16 protein-coding genes and 2 pseudogenes are annotated in these 17,012 nt (G+C 50.3%); 7 read left to right on the plus strand and 11 right to left on the minus strand.

What is annotated here, in order from left to right:
* Nucleotides 1-42 precede the first annotated feature (42 nt).
* The gene (gene aceB, locus AC4ED1_RS09305; protein WP_490937890.1) at nt 43-1,644 is read right to left on the minus strand and encodes a malate synthase A; all 1,602 of its coding nucleotides are present in this window, start codon (nt 1,642-1,644) and stop codon (nt 43-45) included.
* Between the two features lie 164 nt (nt 1,645-1,808).
* On the opposite strand from aceB, the gene AC4ED1_RS09310 reads away from it, so the two are divergent.
* Entirely contained in the window at nt 1,809-2,585 is a 777-nt protein-coding gene (locus AC4ED1_RS09310; protein ID WP_490937892.1) for an IclR family transcriptional regulator, read from the plus strand.
* Here the strand turns inward: AC4ED1_RS09310 and AC4ED1_RS09315 are convergent.
* Entirely contained in the window at nt 2,553-3,977 is a 1,425-nt protein-coding gene (locus AC4ED1_RS09315) for an amidase (protein WP_490937893.1), read from the minus strand. The genes AC4ED1_RS09310 and AC4ED1_RS09315 overlap by 33 nt on opposite strands.
* Before the next feature lie 103 nt (nt 3,978-4,080).
* Nucleotides 4,081-4,332: pseudogene (locus AC4ED1_RS09320) on the minus strand (aldo/keto reductase); the annotation flags it as partial.
* A gap of 175 nt (nt 4,333-4,507) precedes the next feature.
* Between AC4ED1_RS09320 and AC4ED1_RS09325 the strand changes: the two are divergent.
* The 3 genes from AC4ED1_RS09325 to AC4ED1_RS09335 all read left to right on the plus strand — a co-directional run bounded on the left by AC4ED1_RS09325 (nt 4,508) and on the right by AC4ED1_RS09335 (nt 6,578).
* Nucleotides 4,508-5,011, plus strand: a complete 504-nt coding sequence (locus AC4ED1_RS09325; protein ID WP_490937895.1) for a molybdopterin oxidoreductase family protein — start codon at nt 4,508-4,510, stop codon at nt 5,009-5,011.
* Entirely contained in the window at nt 5,011-5,304 is a 294-nt protein-coding gene (locus AC4ED1_RS09330; protein WP_490937897.1) for a molybdopterin-dependent oxidoreductase, read from the plus strand. Before AC4ED1_RS09325 ends, AC4ED1_RS09330 begins: the two co-directional genes overlap by 1 nt.
* 62 nt (nt 5,305-5,366) lie before the next feature.
* On the plus strand, nt 5,367-6,578 hold the full coding sequence (locus AC4ED1_RS09335; protein ID WP_490937899.1) for a molybdopterin oxidoreductase family protein: 1,212 nt from the start codon (nt 5,367-5,369) through the stop codon (nt 6,576-6,578).
* 50 nt (nt 6,579-6,628) lie between these two features.
* Here the strand turns inward: AC4ED1_RS09335 and AC4ED1_RS09340 are convergent.
* Together AC4ED1_RS09340 and AC4ED1_RS09345 are read right to left on the minus strand one after the other, a co-directional pair.
* A pseudogene (locus AC4ED1_RS09340) lies at nt 6,629-7,445 on the minus strand (DUF72 domain-containing protein).
* Nucleotides 7,433-7,558 (minus strand): hypothetical protein, encoded by a 126-nt coding sequence (locus AC4ED1_RS09345; protein ID WP_490937900.1) that lies wholly within the window; start codon nt 7,556-7,558, stop codon nt 7,433-7,435. The pseudogene AC4ED1_RS09340 and the gene AC4ED1_RS09345 overlap by 13 nt, the downstream one beginning before the upstream one ends.
* A gap of 247 nt (nt 7,559-7,805) precedes the next feature.
* Here AC4ED1_RS09345 and AC4ED1_RS09350 point away from each other — a divergent pair, with 247 nt between their 5' ends.
* A complete protein-coding gene (locus AC4ED1_RS09350; RefSeq protein ID WP_490937902.1) occupies nt 7,806-8,057 on the plus strand; it encodes a hypothetical protein in 252 nt (83 codons plus the stop codon).
* A gap of 59 nt (nt 8,058-8,116) precedes the next feature.
* Here AC4ED1_RS09350 and AC4ED1_RS09355 read toward each other — a convergent pair whose 3' ends face one another.
* From AC4ED1_RS09355 to AC4ED1_RS09380, 6 genes are all read right to left on the minus strand, one after another.
* Nucleotides 8,117-9,223, minus strand: coding sequence for a thermonuclease family protein (locus AC4ED1_RS09355; RefSeq protein ID WP_490937904.1), 1,107 nt, complete (start codon nt 9,221-9,223; stop codon nt 8,117-8,119).
* A 50-nt stretch (nt 9,224-9,273) separates the two neighbouring features.
* Nucleotides 9,274-9,450, minus strand: a complete 177-nt coding sequence (locus AC4ED1_RS09360; RefSeq protein ID WP_490937906.1) for a fructosamine kinase family protein — start codon at nt 9,448-9,450, stop codon at nt 9,274-9,276.
* Between the two features lie 34 nt (nt 9,451-9,484).
* Nucleotides 9,485-10,171: a DNA/RNA nuclease SfsA gene (gene sfsA, locus AC4ED1_RS09365; protein ID WP_490937908.1), complete on the minus strand. Its 687-nt coding sequence runs from the start codon at nt 10,169-10,171 to the stop codon at nt 9,485-9,487.
* Between the two features lie 203 nt (nt 10,172-10,374).
* The gene (locus tag AC4ED1_RS09370) at nt 10,375-13,425 is read right to left on the minus strand and encodes a type III restriction-modification system endonuclease (RefSeq protein WP_490937909.1); all 3,051 of its coding nucleotides are present in this window, start codon (nt 13,423-13,425) and stop codon (nt 10,375-10,377) included.
* Nucleotides 13,426-13,439: 14 nt separating this feature from the next.
* Complete coding sequence (locus tag AC4ED1_RS09375) at nt 13,440-15,296, minus strand: site-specific DNA-methyltransferase (RefSeq protein ID WP_490937911.1); 1,857 nt, start codon at nt 15,294-15,296, stop codon at nt 13,440-13,442.
* Between the two features lie 20 nt (nt 15,297-15,316).
* A complete protein-coding gene (locus AC4ED1_RS09380; protein ID WP_490937912.1) occupies nt 15,317-15,514 on the minus strand; it encodes a DUF4391 domain-containing protein in 198 nt (65 codons plus the stop codon).
* A gap of 99 nt (nt 15,515-15,613) precedes the next feature.
* Between AC4ED1_RS09380 and AC4ED1_RS09385 the strand changes: the two genes are divergently transcribed.
* Entirely contained in the window at nt 15,614-15,751 is a 138-nt protein-coding gene (locus AC4ED1_RS09385) for a hypothetical protein (protein WP_490937914.1), read from the plus strand.
* 4 nt (nt 15,752-15,755) lie between these two features.
* Nucleotides 15,756-16,991 carry an HD-GYP domain-containing protein gene (locus AC4ED1_RS09390; protein WP_490937916.1) on the plus strand — a complete coding sequence of 412 codons (1,236 nt, stop codon included), beginning with the start codon at nt 15,756-15,758 and terminating at the stop codon, nt 16,989-16,991.
* Nucleotides 16,992-17,012: the final 21 nt, after the last annotated feature.

Consider the following 17,012-nt stretch of genomic DNA (forward strand, 5'->3'; position numbering starts at 1 on the left):
GGGTGCTTTTTCCCCCTATACCGGAGCTTATGAAAAGCCTCTTTAATCAAGGAATTCGTAGCCGGGGAGCGTCAGGAAGTCGTAGAACTCTTCACTGGTGGTCATCTTGCGGAACAGTTCGCTCGCCAGTTGGAACTTGCCCGCGTTATAACGCTCTTCCCCGATGGTATCCTTGATTTTTTGCAGTTCTTCCTGCAGAAGTTGTTCGACAAGTTCAACGGTCACTTTCCGCCCGTCGCTGAGTATTCCCTTCGGATGGCGGATCCACTGCCAGACTTGGGTGCGGGAGATCTCGGCGGTCGCCGCGTCTTCCATCAGGTTAAAGATCGGAACCGCGCCGGAACCGCGCAACCAAGCTTCGGTGTACTGCACGCCGACGCTGATATTGTTGCGCAGACCCGCCTCCGTAATCGTACCTTCCGGCACCGCAAGCAGTTCAGCCGCCGTTGTATTGAAGTCTTCCAGTTTTTTGTCAACCTGATTCGGTTGCGGCATGATTCTGTTGAACACTTCCATCGCTACAGGGACGAGACCCGGATGCGCCACCCATGTGCCATCATGTCCGTCATTTGCTTCCCGTTCTTTATCGGCGCGAACTTTCGCAAAAGCTTCCTCGTTTGCCACCGGATCGTTCTTTACCGGAATCTGGGCCGCCATTCCGCCGATCGCGAAGGCGTTGCGCTTATGGCAGGTTTTAATCGTCAACAATGTGTAGGCACGCATAAACGGCACCGTCATGGTCACTTGCGAACGGTCCGGAAGGATCACATGCGGTTGGTTCCGCAGTTTTTTGATGTAGCTGAAGATGTAGTCCCAGCGCCCGCAGTTCATGCCGGCCATGTGTTCGCGAAGTTCGTAGAGGATCTCGTCCATTTCGAACGTCGCCATGATCGTTTCCACCAGAACGGTCGCCTTGATGGTTCCTTGCGGAATTCCAAGCTCCTGCTGCGCGAATACAAACACGTCGTTCCAGAGACGCGCTTCCAGGTGGCTTTCCATTTTCGGCAGGTAGAAGTAGGGACCGCTGCCGATTTCAATCAATTTCTTCGCGTTGTGGAAGAAGTACAATCCGAAATCGAACAGGCTGCCAGACATCGGCTTGCCGTCGACGAGCAGGTGCTTTTCCACCATATGCCAGCCGCGCGGACGGGCGATCAAAACGGCCACTTCGTCTTTGAGCTTGTATTCTTTGCCCTCCGGGCTGACGTATTGGATGGTCCGGCGAATCGCGTCGCGCAGGTTGATCTGGCCCTGAATCTGGTTGTCCCAGGTCGGGGAGTTGGCGTCTTCAAAATCGGCCATGAACACTTTTGCGCCGGAATTCAGCGCATTGATGACCATCTTGCGGTCGGCAGACGGGCCGGTGATTTCCACGCGGCGGTCCTGCAGGTCTTTCGGGATCGGCGCTACCGTCCAGTCCCCTTTCCGGATGTGCTCGGTCTCAGGCAGAAAGTCGGGCAATTTTCCGGCATCCAGTTCCTTCTGGCGCTCCACGCGCTTTTGCAGCAGTTCTTCCCGGGTTTTGCCGAATTTCCGCTCCAGTTTCGCCAGAAACTCAAGCGCTTCCGGTGTCAGAATCTCCGCAAATTCGGGGGTTACTTTCCCCAACACCTGCACCCCTGCCGGATACGTGTTTCCACTCATCGGTGAATCCTCCTTTTCGGTTTCTCTGTTCCGCATTACAGAACGAAGTTCCCAATCTATAACCATCATATCATTTGCCCCTATTGTTCGTAAACAGAAATTTTTCTTGCATTGCAAGCGGATGACAGATTTGATATGCTCCTCGGCAAGGAGGGTTATGTAAGATGGAAGAAGGCGTCAAGTCAGTTGAACGCGCGTTTCAAATCCTCGAACGGGTCAGTTTGGCAAAAAACGGGATCGGAGTCACCGAACTGGCCAACGAGTTAAAAATGTATAAAAGCACCATTCACCGGGTTCTCTCGACCTTGAGCAATCTGGGATACATCGAGCAGGATCCGGAAACGGAGCGCTACAAACTCGGGTATAAACTGCTTGAAATCTCTTCCCGGCTACTCGGCAATCTCGACATCCGGCGGGAAGCGATGCCTTTCTTGCAAGAGTTGGCCGATCTGACCAACGAAGTCGTGCACCTGGTTGTGTTGAACAAAGGTGAAGTCGTATATATCGAAAAGGTGGAAGGAAGCGAAACGATCAGGATGCACAGCCGCGTCGGCAACCGCGCGCCGGTTCACTGCACAGGCGTGGGAAAAGCGATTCTCGCCTATCTGCCGGAAGCGCAAGTGCGCGAGATTATCCGGCAATACGGCTTGGAACCTCACACCCCGCATACGTTAAGGACGCTGCCCGATCTGCTGGCCGATTTGAAGCGGATTCGGGAGCGCGGCTATGCCCTTGACCTGGAGGAAAACGAGTTGGGGATCACCTGTGTGGCAGCGCCGATCTGGGATCACACAGGCGCGGTCGTCGCATCGATTTCCGTATCGGCGCCGACGATCAGGATGCAGCCGGAGCGGATTGAGCAACTGGCGAAACTGGTTCGCGAAATCGGGTATAAGATCTCCACCCGGTTAGGGTATCAGGGACAACCGCAAAGCAATTGACGCTTCCTGTTCAAAAGCGTGCGCAACCCGGTACAGGTTGGCTTCGTCAAACGGTCTGCCGATCAATTGGAGACCGGTCGGCAGTCCGGAATCCGAAACGCCGCACGGGATCGCAAGACTTGGAAAACCGTTGAGATTGGTCGGTCCCGTCAAACGTGTCAGCCACTGTCGGACATGTTGCGTAACCCCGTTGACAGTGACTTCCCTCTGCCCGATATCGGTAGGCAAAATCGGAATCGCCGGAGTCAGCAGCACATCCGCCTCTTTGAGCGCTTCCAGAAATTCCCGGACCGCCGCATGCCGCACTTGCTGCGCCTGGACATATTCATGCGCTTTTGGCTCAAGCCCCGTTAAGAGGCGTTCTCTCACCTCTTCCTCATATTGTTCCTTATGGTTTCGCAGCGTTTCTTCATGCACCGCATACGCTTCGCTTTTGATCGTGATCTGCTGAGCCAAGGAAAAATGGCGGATATTCGGGATTTCCACCTCGCGGACATCCGCCCCGAGGCCGCGGAAAACTTCGATTGCCTGCCGGACTTGTTTTTCCACTTCACCGTCCAGATTTTCGAAATAAAAAGACGACGGAACGCCGATCACACTGCCCTTGATCCCTTTATGCAGCAGCCGGGTGAAATCTTCCGCATTCGTCTTGACGGAATAAGGGTCCCTGGCGTCATGTCCGGACAAAACGTTTAACAAAATGGCGTTGTCTTGAACGGTTCTCGTCATCGGACCGACATGATCCAGCGTCCAGGCAAGGGGGAACACCCCGTATTTGCTCACCCGTCCGAAAGTCGGTTTCATGCCGACAATTCCGCAACATGCAGACGGGATTCGGATTGAACCGCCCGTATCGGTCCCCAGCGCGGCAAAGCATAAAGCCGCGGCAACCGCCGCTCCCGATCCGCTGCTGGAACCGCCGGATATTTTCGCCTCGTTGTGCGGATTTTTGACGGGACCGAAAAAAGACCTGTCCCCGGTCGGACCGTAGGCGAACTGGTGAGTGTTCAGCTTGCCGATGACAACGGCGCCGGCTCGTTTTAATTTTGCAACGACCGCCGCGTCATAATCGGGAACGTAATCGCGAAAAATTTCGGAGCCCATCGTAGTCCTGACACCCCGCGTGTAAATAATATCTTTCAAACCGATGGGAACCCCGTGCAGCGGCCCTTTCCAATTTCCCGCCAAAATCTCCTTTTCCGCCCGCGAGGCGCTTTCCATCGCCGCTTCATGGAGTACAGCGATGTAGGAGTTTATTTTTTGATCCGCCGTTTCGATTCGTTCCAACTGCAAACTCGTCAGCTCAACGGGAGAGATTTGTTTGGTTTTGAGCAAATTTGACACCTGAGACAAACTCGCTCGTAAAATGTCCGATTCAAGCGCCTGCGACACTTCTGCCGACCTCCCTTTTCTCCTTATGCCATGCCCGCCCCGCTAAAAACTGAAATTGTCTGGGTCCGGGCCGATCCTTTTGTTCAGGTTCAATCCGTCAAGTCTTTGTCGTGACAAAAATCTCCTCCCGCGGCACGCCGCATTCCCGGACGGCTTTGCCGACCCCGATCTCGCTGTCATAAAACGCAGCCGTGTCAATGCTCCGGTAACCTGCCTGAACGGCCGTTTTGACTGCTTGCTCCACTCCCCCTCCCGCTTTTGCCTTGTAGACCCCAAGACCCAGCCACGGCAATTTTACGCCGTTGTTCAATACCGCGCAGTCGGATATATGATTGATCACGCATGGCCCTCCCATTCGTTTGGCGCATATCTTCCCCCTCAAGTATAAATTTGGGATCGGCTCATGTGTATACTCGGGAGAAAATTTTTAAAAATTCCAAAATCCATGTGTCTTGACTTGCCCGATTTTTGATACAATCAAGTCAGAGTCGATTCTTCAAAGCTTGCATAAGAAAGCCGGGTGAGAAAACGTGGAAGAAACAAAAGAAATCAGAACCATCTGCGGTTATTGCGGCACCGGATGCGGGCTGATCCTGGAAGTCCGCGGCAACCGGATCGTGAAAGCGAGAGGGGACAAGGATGCGCCTGTAAATAAGGGGCAAACCTGTGTGAAAGGGGCTTTTGCTTACAATTATGTCCACGCAGACGATCGCCTGAAACATCCCCTGCTGCGCAAAGCGGGGCAATTGCTCCCCGTGTCGTGCGAGGAAGCCCTGAACTACATCGCAAACAAACTCGGCGCCATCAAGTCGAAATGGGGACCGGATTCGATCGCCGTGTTTGCCTGCGCCCGCGCGACAAACGAAACCAACTACGTAACGCAAAAGTTTGGGCCGCCATCGGAAGCAACAATATCGACGGCTGCAACCGCACTTGACACGCTCCCAGCGTCGCCGGTCTGGCGACCGTTTTTGGCAGCGGGTTTCCCACCAGCACGTTGGACGATTTTGACGCGGCCGATGTGTTGCACTTGATGGGTTCGAATACGACGGAAGCGCATCCCATTATCGCCAACCGGATTAAAAACGCCGTGAAAAACGGCCTGAAACTGATCGTCGTCGACCCGAGAAAAATTGAGATGGTGAAGTTTGCGGCTTCCCACCTGCAGTTGCGGGTGGGAACGGACATCGCGCTGATGAATGGGATGCTGCATGTAATCATAAAGGAAAAACTGTACATCCGGCATTCGTTGCACGGACCGCCACCGGATTTGAGGACCTGCAAAAAAAGGTCGAACCCTATACCCCGGAATACGCGGCTTCCATAACGGGGCTGACGCCGGAGCAGATCGTATCCGCCGCCCGGACATACGCAACCGCGCAAAACGCGATGATCGCGTATACACTGGGAATTACGGAACATCATTGCGGCGTCAACAACGTCTTTGCCATCGCCAACCTCGCGCTGTTAACGGGACACATAGGAAGAAAAGGCAACGGCATCATGCCCCTGCACGGCCAAAACAATGTGCAGGGCGCCGGGGATATGGGATGTCTGCCCAATCAACTGCCGGGCGCTTACAGTTTGCTTGACGAACACCAGCGATCCCGGTTTGAAACGGCTTGGAATGTAAAACTCAATCCGCGGGTTGGGGCCACGCAAACGCGCACCTTTGAAAAAATGGAAAACAGGGAGATCAAAGCTCTCTACATCATCGGGGAGAATCCCCTGATGGCCGACGTTCACATGACCCACACCAAAACGCTTTTGGAAAAACTCGATTTGTTGGTCGTTCAGGACATCTTCCTGACCGAAACGGCCCAAATGGCGGATGTCGTTTTGCCCGCCCGCTCCTGGGGAGAGGTGGAAGGAACGTACACCAATACGGAGAGACGCATTCAACGCGTCCGGAAAGCGGTGGAAGCAGACCCGGGCACAAGGGACGACTGGGACATTCTCTGCGACCTTTCCACCCGTTTGGGTTATCCGATGCAGTATCGAAAAAGCGAGGAAATCTGGGACGAGATTCGGCAGGTGGCTCCGGATATGTTCGGGGGCATGCCTTATTCGCGGCTCGACCGGGAAGGCGGACTGCATTACCCGTGTCCGTCGGCGGATCATCCCGGAACATTCTGTTTGCACGAAAGATTTCACGCGCCGGTTTTCGAGGGGCCGCCGGCTCCGTTTATACCTGTCGATTACACGCCTCCCGTCGAGATTCCCGATGCGGAATACCCTTTTACGTTAACCACCGGAAGGCGTTACGAACAGTACAATACCCATACGCAGACCCGCTATTACGCCGCTGGCGTGAAGCTTAAGCAAACGGAGGAGACGGTCGATATTCATCCGGATGACGCCACCTCACTGGGGATACGGGACGGCGATCCCGTCGAAATCGGCTCCCGCCGGGGAACGGTTGAAGTGAAAGCGAAAATTACCGATAAAATGGCGCCGGGACTTGTTTTCATGAGTTTCCACTGGGCGGATGTGCCGACCAATGTGCTCACGATCAACGAATACGATCCGATTTCCGGCACCGCCGAATTTAAGGCATGCGCGGTGAAAATCACGCCCAAAAACCGCGCTCGGCGCGAGTAATTCCCGACCGGCACGCATCGCTCTCGAATTGGCAAACCTTCATGCGTTTTTCATTCCAGTTGGAACAGATCGATTTGTCCCGGCGCCAAACCTTTATACCGGATTCCCAGCAATTCCATCATTTCCTTGGCGTTGGCTGCCGCGTCGCCGCCCGAATTGTTGTTGAAAACCAGGCAAATTTCCTCCGTTGCCCGCTTCAAAAGTTCCAGCTTGTCCTTCCACTCGAGCAATTCTTCCGTGCTGTACCGGTATAAATACCTTACGTTCCGCCAGTTTTCGTCTCCGGTGTCGTTCCACCCTTTTTCGTTGCGGCCGTGGAATCTTACGATGGTCAATTTGCGGTTCGTCGCAAATGCTGTGAATCCATCCCTCTTTTTCCATAAAAACCAGCGTTTTGTCCCGCATCCGCGGCGCAAACCAGGTCTGGTTGCGGAATTCCAGCGCCACCGGCACATCTCCCATTTTCCATCTCGCATAGCGTAGAATTTCGACATGGGTCCGGTTGCAGTCAAACCACGGCGGATATTGAAAAAGCACCGCCTTCAATTTGCCGGACCGGATCACCGGCTCGATCGACTCCCTGAAGGCGTCAAACATTTCGTCCCGGCCGGCAAACGGGTTGTCTCCCCGCAACTGCCCGGTCATCCCTTGATACGCTTTGATGACGAACGAAAAATCCGGCGGCGTTTCCGCGATCCACTTCAGGTAATTGCGAACCGGTTGGACAGCGTAAAAGGAACTGTCCACTTCCACAATCGGAAAATTCGTGCTGTACACGGCCAGTTTATTCCTATTCGCTTTGGCGTTGGGATACAGATCCTGGTGATCTCCCCAACCGGTCAAACCCACTTGAATCATGCCAACCATTTCGGGTCTGTTTGATCGGATGGCAGAAAAGCCAGCACGCCGGCCGACAGCAGGAGGGCCCGGACAAACCGGCTCCGAAAAATGCTTGCCGTTGCAGACGATACTGTTGACATCCGTTTCTCTCCTTGAGATTGGGGAATCGAACCCCGACTTTTCATTACTATTGCATACACGCCCACTATTGTGCAACCCGCTTGTTGTAGCCACGTTCCTCCAACCACCAATTCGTCCCGATATTGATTGGGCACGCCGTAATCGACAACAGCGGACTTTTCTTTGATTACAAATCAAATCCTGTGGTAAAATAGGTTTGATCTCGTTAACTGTTACTTTATGTATCGATCAGGAGCGAGCCATCCGATGAGAGAAGAGCAGCAAGCCAAAACATTCCCTTCCCGCGCCAGGGAAGAGTTGCATTACGCGGGGAAACAGTTCTACAAATCGGTGATCATCGCCATCGTGTGGGCGATTCTCTTATATTTGTCACACTTTTTCTCAGCCGGTCTTACGGTCGCGTTTGCCCTTGTCGGATCGATCCTTTTGCTGACGACCGTCACCTATTCGGTCGGCCATTTTGTAAGATTTCTCATCTTCTCGATCCGCAAACGATGAAGATCCGAAAGCAACGACCTCCAACTCCTCCAAACGATAAACCCGGTCTTTTAACCGGGTCAATGGACAACCTCGAAATAAACGGTATCGCTCATGCCTCCCGCTGTAACCGTCACCGGCCACGAACCAGGCGTTGTATTGCTTCCCACTTTCCATGTCCAGGATACCCGCCCGTTTGCGTCGGAAGTTTTTGGCCCCAGGCCTTGCGCCGTGCTGGGTCCGCTTTTATATCGCACGACAATGGTCGCCGTCGTATTCGGTGGAACTTGGGCAACAACGGTTGCGTAACTGTTGCGGGCCGCCGGCGATGTGACAGACACGATTTTAACCGTTGCCGCAGAAGGTTGAGCCGGTGCTGTCGCTGCCGACGCACCGGAATTGGAAGACGCCCCTGCGGATAAGCCGGATGAAGCGTCTGACGATGGGGTGCCGTTTGCCATCGCCTTCTGTTTGTACGGGTCTTTCCCTTCAAGAAATACATCGCCCGATGAAGCCACCGAATCCCTGTAGATCCCGAGCGCCCATAACCCCTTGTTTTGTTCCCGCGCCTGTTTTTGCAGCTTTACAAAGAGATCCGAATACTTTACATTCGGTGGAACGGTCATCAACTGGGCATACCCTTCGCGGACCAGGATGGCGTTAAACATATACTTCTCAATGTCATCCCGGCTTTTCGGCTCTGATACGTACAGGTAGCCCAGCGTCCGGCCATATTGATCCCTGGTTTGTACGTCCGTTTCCAGCAAAACCCGCTTTCCTTCAAGCTGGGACTTGGTAAAATCACTGGCCTCCTTCCCCATCGGGAAAACAGGGGTATTCGGTTTCACCGTCTCCGGTGCGTTGACCCCTATGAGACGAACTTTTTCCCCATTATCCAGTTCCACGGTATCCCCGTCTACCACCCGTGCAACGGTTACCCATCTCCCGTTTACAATAGAAACGGTTTCGGCGGATGACGGTTCGTTTGAACTTTGTAAAGCCCGTATCCTGTCACCGGACGGCGTTTGCGTGTCATTGACCGCCGCCGCGCCCAATAAAGCGAATGCCGCCAATGAACCCAACCAGGCTTTTTTCGCACGCCCGTTCTTTTTCACAAGACTGTAAGTGCCGTACCCGGCCAGTCCAAAAAACAAAAGTGCGGACAAGAGACCTATTGCCATCCACATGCGCGATTCCCCCAAGCTGTTTTGGGTATCCTGTCACCCCGTATATCTTGTTAAAATACGGTCCACCGGTCATACCGGCGGTTTGGCTGCGGAAGCCTGCCGCTAAAATTATCCGCGTCGAGTCCAAAACAAGTTTCTCTGGCTTGATGCAGGGCGGCCACCCCGCTTCCCAGCTCTTCCTGCGTGGAAGGGTTCCTGCGCCCCTCGATCCATTCAAGAATGAGCATCCCCTCCGCTCCGTCTTCCAACTTGCGGCAAGGTTTACAGCCGAACTTCAACTCGCTCTCCCACAACAATTTCGTTCCGACTGACAACGGAATCATAGGCCAACAGTTGGACTCCCTTTTCGGATGCCAGTGTTAAAGCTTTTGCAAACTCCGCATCCATCTGCCTGTTGGGTGTAAAACAGGACACGCCTTTCATTTGGACAAGGAAAAAGATATAGCCGGCATACCCGTTCTCTACGGCTTCGATCATCTCGTAAATATGGCGGGTTCCCCTCGCCGTCGGCGCATCGGGAAACATCGCAACCCCTTCATTTTCAAGCGTGACCCCTTTCACTTCAACAAACGCTTTCTCTCGGGGGGACTCAAAGTAAAGGTCAAATCGGGAGTTCCCGTAAGCCACCTCTTTTTTGACGCGCTCCACCCGGCCGATTTCCCCAATCGTCCCCGCGGACAGCGCTTCAAACACAACCTGATTGGGCACCTGCGAATCGATATTGACCAATTGTCCTCTTTTATAGACTCCGATCAGGGAAAACGGAGTTTTTCGGGCCGGATTGGCCGATTTCTCCAGCAGCACATCCGCCCCGGGGAGCAACAACTCTTTCAACCGCCCCGTGTTTTTGACATGCACAATCCGTTCGGCATCCTCCACCGTTACATGGGCGATAAATCTGTTAACACGTTTTATGAATTTGCCGGGTATTACGTTTTGGTATCTCATTGTTTCAGACTCCCATGGACCCACGCGGTACCGTCAGAGGATTCGCCCGGCCATGCAAGGCTTTCGGGCAGTTTTTCCGGTTTCGCGGAGCTCTTATTTGCCGCTTAACCGAATCAAGACCGTTTCCCCCTTTTCGCCCTTATCGTGCGGATCTCATAGATATCTGCGAAAAATAGGGTACGGACCGATGTCATTCAAAGATGTTATCCCTTCACAATCTCCATCAGTTTTTCGTAGCTGTTCACGACATCATATTTCAAATGGCCTGTATTCAGTTTTGCAAAATGTTTGCGGGCACATTCGATTTTCGCCTTTTCCACTTCGCGAAGCTCCATCGATTCCATCGAGCCTTTCGTTTCCGCGATAAAGTAGATATACTTCACAGCCCCTTCCTTGAATACGATAGCCCAGTCCGGATTATAGTTGCCGAGGGGAGTCGGAATAAAGAATCCTCGCGGCAGTTTTGCATAGACCCGTACTTCCTGACTGGTGTCCAACTCTTTTGCAAAGGTTTGTTCGATTTTCGAATCGGTTACGACATAATCGAAAATGTGTTTTTCCACCGGAACGGCGTTTTGTCCGAGTTGTCCTTTTAACGTATTTTGTGTGAACACATCCGCTTCAAACGTTTCGTTGATTACATCGTAGGTGATGGACTCAATGATCGTCGTCGCCTTCTGTTCATTGATCAGCCGGGCTGCCCGGATGATGAACTCCTCCGGATTTGTCCGGAACAGCAGAAACGTGGAAGGCTTGATTCCGGTCAAAATCTTCACAATCGTCTTCCGCGTCAGCCGCGTTTCGTCCACCAGCTTGCCGACCAGATCGTACTTGATCGTCGATGTCGCAGCCTGGCGAACATATTCCGTCTTTATCTCCCGGGTAACAAACGCTTCGCCCTGTTTCAGCTGTTCCTTGGATTCGATTTTTCGCATTTCACCCTGTTTGATGGCGTAACGCACGTCCGGTACCTGCAGATTATGGTCCAAGGCGAGGATGCATTTTCGGATGAGCTCGTCCGAATCAAACTGAACCGTATACACAGTCTTTTTGTTGATCTGGTTCCACAGTTCCTGAAACTCTTTTTTGTGAAAGTTGTGATTCGGCTGCAATCGTTCGATGTTTTTGCTTCGTTCGTCCACAGTCAGATCGGCCTTGCCGGCGATATAAATCGTCTCCACCAACTCGATCAATGCTTCCTGATGATTCGCCAGTTCCTCGGGAAGAACGACTTGTTGATGGTCAACCGCCGTAAAATAATCGTCCGTCAGTTGATCCTTGTCATCCACATACCCTTGCCGGATAAACGTCCGATGCAGTTTGTTGGCCAATACCTCGTCGATGTGCAGCTGTTCGCCGCGGGCATTGGTGAGCACTTTTCCCAGGAAGAAACCGGTATCGGCTTTGCTTGGCCGTTCAGACAGCGTTTCGGCGATTTCGCCTTGCAGTTGTTTGGCAAACTGTTCATACGATTCGCTGGCGACAACCGTCAGCACATTGATGTCATGCACATCGATGCCGGGCACGCTCGAATCCATCCGGTCGCCGTTCTGGTTGACACACAGCCGCAGTCCCCGTCCGACTTCCTGCCGTTTCTTGATTGTGGAGTCGCTGTGTTTCAATGTGCAAATCTGGAACACGTTCGGATTGTCCCAGCCTTCTTTCAAAGCCGAATGGGAGAAAATGAACCGGGTCGGTTCCGCGAAACTGAGTAGCCGCTCCTTGTCTCTCATGATCAAATCGTAAGCGTCGGCGTCATCCGAATCGGTTTCTCTCGCAGATACCTTCGGATCGATGAACCGGTTGCTTTTCTTGTCGATGGAGAAATACCCTTTATGCGTATCTTGTACCCGGATGCTGTTCAAGTACCGGACATACGGGTCATCCGCAAACAAGGATACGTATTCGTTCAGCAAAGCGTTATATTCTTCCTCGAAAATGTCGGCGTAGACGCCGTTTTGCTCATTGCCGCCCTCGTCGTATTGCCGGTATTTCGCCACTTCGTCAATAAAAAACAGGGACAGCACTTTGATGCCTTGATGGAACAGTGACCGCTCCTTCTCGAAGTGGGATTTGATCGTTTCCCGAATTTGAATCCGCCGGAAATGCAACTCGTTGACATCCCCCTGTACGTCACCGGCCTGCAACGTCACTCCGTTGGCAAAATGGACGCAGTTTTTCCGGCCGTTGATCTCGGACACTTTGTAGCCTTTGTACTGCTCCAGCTGGCCGGATAACTGGTACAGATCGTCGTTTGTGCGGATTTTCCGTGTTTTCTTGGCCAATCCGGTTTTCGTCCGTACTTCAAACTCCAACCGGGCGACAGGGGCGTGTTTGTCGCTGACATCGATGCCTTCCAGATACAAATAACTTTCCGTCCCGCTTGTCCCTTTGACGGAGATGCCTTTGACGCTGATTTTTTTCACCAGCTTCATGTTGTACGCATCCAACGCATCAAGACGGTACACCTTGTTGTAGTCTTCCCGGTGGGTGGCTGAATACCGAAGGGTGAACAACGGGTTGAACAACTTCAATGAATCTTTCGTTTTCGGGCCTTCCACGGATTGCGGTTCGTCGATGATCAAGATCGGATTCGTGCTGGCGATCACATCAATCGGCTTTCGGGATTGAAAATCGTCCAGTTCCATATAGATTCGTCTGGCATCCCGGCCCCTTGCCGCAAACGCCTGGGAATTGATGATCATGACGTTGATGCCGGCGTCGCTGGCAAAGGTTTCGATTTGGTGCGGCTGTTTGGAGTTGTACACGAAATAGCGGGCTTTTGTCCCAAATTCCGCCATGAAATGATCCTCTGTCATCTGAAACGACTTGAGCACCCCTTCCCGGATGGCGATGGAAGGGACGACGACAATGTACTTGCTCCACCCATACGTTTTGTATAATTCAAACATCGTCCGGATGTACGTGTACGTTTTTCCCGTGCCGGTTTCCATTTCTACCGTAAGATTGTATCTGCCTTCGAGCCGCTCGGATTGCTTCAAGCCGTTCCGCCGCTGTACGGTTTTGACGTTTTCCAAGATTTCATGATCGAGCAGTTGAATCGGATAGTTTTTGAAGCCTACATCTGCAAGTTCCTGATTAGACTCAAAGACCCATTTCATTTGCGCAGGCCTCTGTCTTCTGCCCTTATCGAGGGTGAACCGGGATTGTTCCTTCGGCTGCCCTGCAAAGCAGTCGACAATGCTTTTGACGGCATCCAGTTGAAATTGTTGGTGCTTGAATTTGATCTTCATGTGTCTCACCTGCCTTACAGCACCTGAATGTCTGTACCCGGAGACAGCATTTTGAACAGTTCCTCGACGTTGATGCGGGCGGAATCGTCTTTGAAGGCGCTGTCCCTAAATACCACGCGACGCGGCTTGTCCATTGCAATCGTTTTGATCACCGACTCCGGGACATCCTCGTCGAAACAAGCGACCAGGGAATTGCCGGCCACGTAATGGACGGTTTTCCCTTCGATCTGTTTCGTTTCCATCGGCAGGGAAAGCTCCCGGCCGAGTTCCAGCATGACTTGAATAAGCAAGTCTTCACCGGTGCGGTCTTCTTTGATGTTCGAGGTTAGGCCAAGCAAATCGTTTTGGTCCAATCGTTCTGGTGTGTAATAGACTTCTTTCATGTTGGACGAATCGACGCGGAACACCCGGAAACCGTAATCTATTTCGGCACCGGTCTCTTCTTTGATCTTCTTCGCGGCACGGCGGATGCGTTCTTTGCCGATTTCGCAAATGTTTTTGTACCCGGCTTTGTAGGCTTCCGATTTTTCATCCGTCGGTTCCGGAAGTTGAACCATGATGTACTTTCGGTTGCCGCCGTCTTCTGCATTGAGTTGCATGACTGCGTGAGCAGTTGTTGCGGAGCCGGAGAAGAAGTCGAGGATTATGTCGTTATTTTTTTCATTTGTAGATAATTCCAGTATTCTTTTTATTACACCCACTGGTTTAGGAGTATCAAAAGGAACAACATTATCAAATAACTCTTTTAGATTTTTATTACCATCCCTTGTAGTACCGACCTCCTTCCCGAACCATATCGTTTCAGGAGCCCTGCCTTTAAGATCATCTAGGTATATTTTCCGAATTATTCTAGTCTCGTCTTGATTAAATATAATTTCTCCAGTGCTGATTTTTTTCTCAATGGTTTCTTTACTCCATCTCCAACCGTTTTGAGGCGGCTTAATCACTTTACCCGAAGGCGCTATAATATCAAAAATCAAATTTGGTCTATATAGAGCATTTCTGACATCCCCTGGTCTCCACATTCCTCTTGGATCATTATCAGGGTTAGAATAAGCTTTATTATGCTCTTCCGTTCTATCTAATGATTCTAAAGAGTAATCCGTAGATTTAGCGTATATTAATATGAAATTATGATGGACGGAAAATTTCCCTAAATATCCTTTCGGCTGAATACTATGTTGCCAAATTACATTGGCTATAAAATTATCTGAACCAAATATTTCATCGCATATTTTCCTCAGATTATCTACTTCATTATCGTCAATGCTAATAAAAATTACCCCATCATCCCTCAACAAATTCCTTGCAATTTTTAACCTTGAATACATCATCGTCAGCCAATCGCTGTGAAAGCGACCGTTTGATTCGGTGTTTTGAAACAACCGATTACCTTCCTCATCCGTTTGTCCCGACTCTTCAAGGTATTCTTCAGTCGATTCTCTAAAATCGTCCTTATAGATAAAATCCTTTCCCGTATTATACGGAGGATCAATATAGATGCATTTTACCTTATTCAAATACGATTCTTGCAAAAGTTTCAGCACTTCCAGATTATCGCCCTCGATGTACAGGTTTTCTGTGTTGTCCCAATCGACGCTGTCTTCTTTGACCGGCCGCAGTGTTTTATCGATAGGAGTATTTGCGTTGAGGATGGCCTGTTTTTTGCCTGGCCACGTCAACTGATACCGCTCTTTGTCCCCCTCCACGAGAATGTCGGACAGTTCCTGTTTCAACAGGTCAAAATCGACGGCACGTTTCAATTTTCCGTTCTCGTCTCTTGCTTCCGTGATCACATTGGGGAACAGTTCGGCGATTTTTTCGATGTTCTTTTGCGTCAGATCCACCGATTTCATCGACAGTCTTTTCATGGTCTTCACCTATCCTCCGATCAGGTTTCAAGCAACTGATTCCGTTCTTTTCGTTTCCGTTGCAGTTCCATGTTCAGTTCGACGTTGCGGCTGAACTGCTTCTCATTGCGGATTTTCGATTCGAGCCGCTGACATTCTTTCGTCAGCTTCTCTTCATGAATACGGGCATGTAGATGGTTACTGACGATGACCGCGCCACATTCCTCATTTTTCGACAAAATGGCCTTTTATCCTTTTGTTTTGTTGTATTTTTTCCATTTATGCTTGAGTTGGGCGTGATGATCAGATCCTCTGTGCCGTTACGGCGGCACCCTCAGATGATGAAAATGGGGGATTGCGGTATAATCGACTTGCGGCTGGCGAAGGCAGGCCGTTTGGAAGCCGCAAGGAGTTTGGCGGACACGGATACGGTCAAAGTCGCGTCGTACACAAAATTCTTGACAGTCCAGAGGTAAAAGTATGGAAAAAACACCTTTCACGAAAAAACAAATCATTGATTTGCTTCCAGGCGATATTGTTTTACATCCGATTTATCGTTGTGACGGCTTACTCTTGGCCAACCGATTTAAAACGATTTCCCCCTCACTGATTGAAAACATTCGAAATCATTTACCGGCATCATATCCTGTCCTTACCGTGAGTTCAAAGGCAGAATTGGAGGATTTAATTGCAAACCAACATTTTAATGACCCGCAATTTTTGAGCAAATTGAATGAAATTAAAAAAGAATATTATTCGTTATGCAAATTATCATTAAAACTTCAAGATTTATTATTTCAACAACCTGCTCCTTCAGTAGATCTTGATTCTAATGTAAACTTGCATCTTGATGTAAAAGAAAATTCTACTCACCAGGCATCTGTCGATCAGAAAACATTCGAATTATTCACAAATCCTTTGTGGAATAATCTTAAAGTAATTTTTGATTCCCAAATTTTGCGGAATCGGGCAAAAGAAGTTCAAAACTTAATTTTAGAAGCGTTTTCGGAAAATCCAATGCTCTACTTGATTTTTGCACGCTTGCGTAAATATCACGATGCTTTATGGATCCATTCTGTAAATACAACATGTATTTCTTTGATTATTGGACTTTCGCTCGAGATGAGCGTTGAGGAGCTTGTTGATTTGGCTCTTGCCGCATTGTTTTCAGATACAGGGTTTCTTGAATTTCCCAAAGAAGAGTTTATTTTATATCTGAATCAAAGAAAAAATGAAAACTTTATGATAAACGAACATATAAAAAAATCGATTGAACTTGCTTCACGCGTCCCGTCTCTCCGGAAGAAATCCATCCTTCACGGAATTTATGAGCATCATGAAAAATTTGACGGAAGCGGGCTTCCAACAGGGAAGAAAGGAAATGAAATAGGAGTATTTGGGCGAATCATAAAACTGGCTCAAGTTTACGATGAAATGACAGGGGGATATTTTGAAGAAAAAAGTGTTGGTTCTTTTGAAGCGCAGCGCATCATGTGGAAACTAGGCGGCACTCAAATTGATTTGGATATTTTAAAAATATTTTTGTATAGATCAAGTTTATTTAAGATTGGCGCTGAAATTCAATTAGACACTTCCAGAAAAGGCGTGATACTTGGTTTTAAAAATTTCATCGAAGACCCTACTTCGCCAATTGTAAAACTCAGCAATGGAGAAGTTATTGATTTGAGCCAAATTAGCAACCAATCGAGCAAGTAACTCAGGGAACAAACGAATTGG

This window comes from Effusibacillus sp. SKA8, assembly GCF_058273125.1.

Coding starts and splice junctions, on each gene's coding strand:
- aceB (WP_490937890.1), bottom strand. CDS start 1,644: ATGAGTGGAAACACGTATCCGGCAGGGGTGCAGGTGTTGGGGAAAGTA.
- AC4ED1_RS09310 (WP_490937892.1), top strand. CDS start 1,809: ATGGAAGAAGGCGTCAAGTCAGTTGAACGCGCGTTTCAAATCCTCGAA.
- AC4ED1_RS09330 (WP_490937897.1), top strand. CDS start 5,011: ATGGGTTCGAATACGACGGAAGCGCATCCCATTATCGCCAACCGGATT.
- AC4ED1_RS09335 (WP_490937899.1), top strand. CDS start 5,367: ATGATCGCGTATACACTGGGAATTACGGAACATCATTGCGGCGTCAAC.
- AC4ED1_RS09345 (WP_490937900.1), bottom strand. CDS start 7,558: ATGTCAACAGTATCGTCTGCAACGGCAAGCATTTTTCGGAGCCGGTTT.
- AC4ED1_RS09350 (WP_490937902.1), top strand. CDS start 7,806: ATGAGAGAAGAGCAGCAAGCCAAAACATTCCCTTCCCGCGCCAGGGAA.
- AC4ED1_RS09355 (WP_490937904.1), bottom strand. CDS start 9,223: ATGTGGATGGCAATAGGTCTCTTGTCCGCACTTTTGTTTTTTGGACTG.
- AC4ED1_RS09360 (WP_490937906.1), bottom strand. CDS start 9,450: ATGCTCATTCTTGAATGGATCGAGGGGCGCAGGAACCCTTCCACGCAG.
- sfsA (WP_490937908.1), bottom strand. CDS start 10,171: ATGAGATACCAAAACGTAATACCCGGCAAATTCATAAAACGTGTTAAC.
- AC4ED1_RS09370 (WP_490937909.1), bottom strand. CDS start 13,425: ATGAAGATCAAATTCAAGCACCAACAATTTCAACTGGATGCCGTCAAA.
- AC4ED1_RS09375 (WP_490937911.1), bottom strand. CDS start 15,296: ATGAAAAGACTGTCGATGAAATCGGTGGATCTGACGCAAAAGAACATC.
- AC4ED1_RS09385 (WP_490937914.1), top strand. CDS start 15,614: ATGATGAAAATGGGGGATTGCGGTATAATCGACTTGCGGCTGGCGAAG.
- AC4ED1_RS09390 (WP_490937916.1), top strand. CDS start 15,756: ATGGAAAAAACACCTTTCACGAAAAAACAAATCATTGATTTGCTTCCA.